The 2461-nt window shown below is 68.2% G+C and carries 3 protein-coding genes; 2 read left to right on the forward strand and 1 reads right to left on the reverse strand.

Annotated features, from left to right (window positions below):
- The coding region (locus tag VGF12_RS04895; RefSeq protein ID WP_331174926.1) for an ABC-F family ATP-binding cassette domain-containing protein at window positions 1-1684 on the forward strand (1684 nt) is incomplete at its 5' end.
- A gap of 131 nt (window positions 1685-1815) precedes the next feature.
- The gene (locus tag VGF12_RS04900; protein WP_206610671.1) at window positions 1816-2067 is read left to right on the forward strand and encodes a GlsB/YeaQ/YmgE family stress response membrane protein; all 252 of its coding nucleotides are present in this window, start codon (window positions 1816-1818) and stop codon (window positions 2065-2067) included.
- A 66-nt stretch (window positions 2068-2133) separates the two neighbouring features.
- Here the strand turns inward: VGF12_RS04900 and VGF12_RS04905 are convergent.
- Window positions 2134-2461 (reverse strand): methyl-accepting chemotaxis protein (locus tag VGF12_RS04905; protein WP_331174927.1); only part of this gene is annotated, 328 nt, incomplete at its 5' end.

Below are 2461 nucleotides of genomic sequence, written 5' to 3' on the forward strand. Positions count from 1 at the left end.
GGCCCACGCCTACATGGCGCTGCACGACGCGGGCGCGCACGATGCGCCGGCGCGGGCGCAGGCCCTGATCCTGGGCCTGGGCTTTCGCAGCGACGAGCTGGAACGACCGGTCAACAGCTTCTCCGGTGGCTGGCGCATGCGCCTGCAGCTGGCGCGCGCGCTGATGTGCCCGAGCGAGCTGCTGCTGCTCGACGAACCCACCAACCACCTGGACCTGGACGCCTTGGTCTGGCTGGAAGACTGGCTCAAGCGTTACCAGGGCACGCTGCTGGTGATCTCCCACGACCGCGAATTCCTCGACGCGGTCACCGATGTCACCGTGCACATCGAACGCGCCCTGCTGACCCGCTACGGCGGCAACTACAGCCGCTTCGAGGACATGCGCGCCGAGCAGATGGCGCTGCAGGCCACGGCCTACGCGCGCCAGCAGGAGAAGATGGCACACCTGCAGAAGTTCATCGACCGCTTCAAGGCCAAAGCCAGCAAGGCCAAGCAGGCGCAGAGCCGGGTCAAGGCGCTGGAGCGCATGGAGAAGATCGGCCCGGTGCTGGCCGAGGCGGAGTTCAACTTCGAGTTCGCCGAACCGCAGAACCTGCCCAACCCCATGCTGGCCATGCACGACGTGAGCTTCGGCTACCCGCCGGCGGTGGACGGCGGCGACCCGATCACCATCGTGCGCGGCGTCAGCAAGTCGGTGCTGGCCGGCCAGCGCATCGGCATCCTGGGCGCCAACGGCCAGGGCAAGTCCACCGTGGTCAAGACCATCGCGCGCGACCTGGCCGCGATCAGCGGCGAGATCATCGAGGGCAAGGGCCTGAACATCGGCTACTTCGCGCAGCAGGAACTGGACGTGCTGCGCCCGGCCGACACGCCGCTGGAGCACATGATCCGACTGGTCAAGGACTGCACGGCACAAGGCCGCCTGAGTGGCCAGGCCACGCGCGAGCAGGACCTGCGCAGCTTCCTGGGCGGGTTCAATTTCAGCGGCGACATGGTCAAGCAGGCCGTGGGCAGCATGAGCGGCGGCGAGAAGGCGCGCCTGGTGCTGTGCATGATCGTCTGGCAGCGCCCAAACCTGCTGCTGCTGGACGAACCGACCAACCACCTGGACTTGGCCACGCGCGAGGCGCTGTCGGTCGCGCTCAACGAGTTCGAAGGCACGGTGATGCTGGTCAGCCACGACCGGGCCCTGCTGCGCGCGGTGTGCGACGAGTTCTGGCTGGTCTCGCGGGGCGGCATCGCCCCGTTCGACGGCGACCTCGACGACTACCAGCGCTACCTGCTGGACGTGGCCAAGCAGGCCCGCGAGGCGCGCCGGCAGGAGGCGCGGGCAGAGACTGCACCGGCCCCGGCACCGGTGGTGGCGTCAGCCCCCGCCCCGGCCGTGGCCGCCGCACCGGCGCCCAGCAGCGCCGAACAGCGCAAGCTCGATGCACAGAAGCGCCAGCAACTGGCCGAGCGCCTGCGACCGCTGAAGAAATCGCTGGAACAGGCGGAGAAACGTCTCGCCGCGCTGACCCAGGACAAGCAGCGGCTGGAAGACACCCTGAGCCAGCCGGCCACGCCCGCAGCCCTGGCCGACGCCGGTCGGCAGCTCAAGGCGGTGAACGACGAGATCGAGACGGTCGAGGCGCGGTGGCTTGAACTGACCGAAGCGATTGAAGCGGCGAACTCTGTCGCCTGAAGGCTGCTGCGGGATGACGTCCTGCACACACCGGGCGACGGCGCCAGGTACAGGCTGCGCCATCGAAAGAATGGCGCTACAGTGACCGACACCCAGAGGCCTGTCTCTGCGTTCTGAAAGGAGCCTTTCGCATGATGTCCATTCTCGGCACCCTGTTCATCGGCCTGATCGCAGGCCTCGTCGCACGCATGCTCAAGCCCGGCGATGACAGCATGGGCTGGATCATGACGGCCCTGCTCGGCGTCGCCGGCTCGTTTCTGGCCAGCTACGCAGGCGCCGCCCTGGGGCTCTATGCGCCGGGTCAACCGGCGGGATTCGTCGCTTCCGTCGTCGGCGCCATCGTGCTGCTGGCGCTCTACGGCCTGCTCAAGAAGAAGGCCTGAGCGCAGGCGCCCGGTCGAGAGCGAAGGCCGCGACCGCAAAGACTCCGCTCCTGCGGCGGATCGTGGTCATTGCACCCGGAACACCTGCACCGTGCGGGTCAGCACAGTGGCTTGGTCTTTGAGGCTCTGGGCCGCTGCTGCACTTTCCTCGACCAGCGCGGCGTTCTGCTGCGTCATCTGATCCAGCTGCGCCACCGCCACGTTCACTTGGCCGATGCCGTCGCTCTGTTCGCCCGCGGCCGCACTGATCTCACCGATGATGTCGGTCACCCGCTGCACGCTGGCCACCACCTCGCCCATGGTCTGGCCCGCGTCGCCCACCAGACGGCTGCCGGTCTCGACCCTGTCCACGCTGGCGCTGATCAGCCCCTTGATTTCCTTGGCCGCCTCGGCG

Source organism: Roseateles sp. (assembly GCF_036404855.1).
GTDB lineage: Bacteria > Pseudomonadota > Gammaproteobacteria > Burkholderiales > Burkholderiaceae_C > Pelomonas.

Bases quoted from the DNA above. Each gene is read 5' to 3' on its own strand.
- VGF12_RS04900 (WP_206610671.1), top strand. From the start codon at position 1,816: ATGATGTCCATTCTCGGCACCCTGTTCATCGGCCTGATCGCAGGCCTC.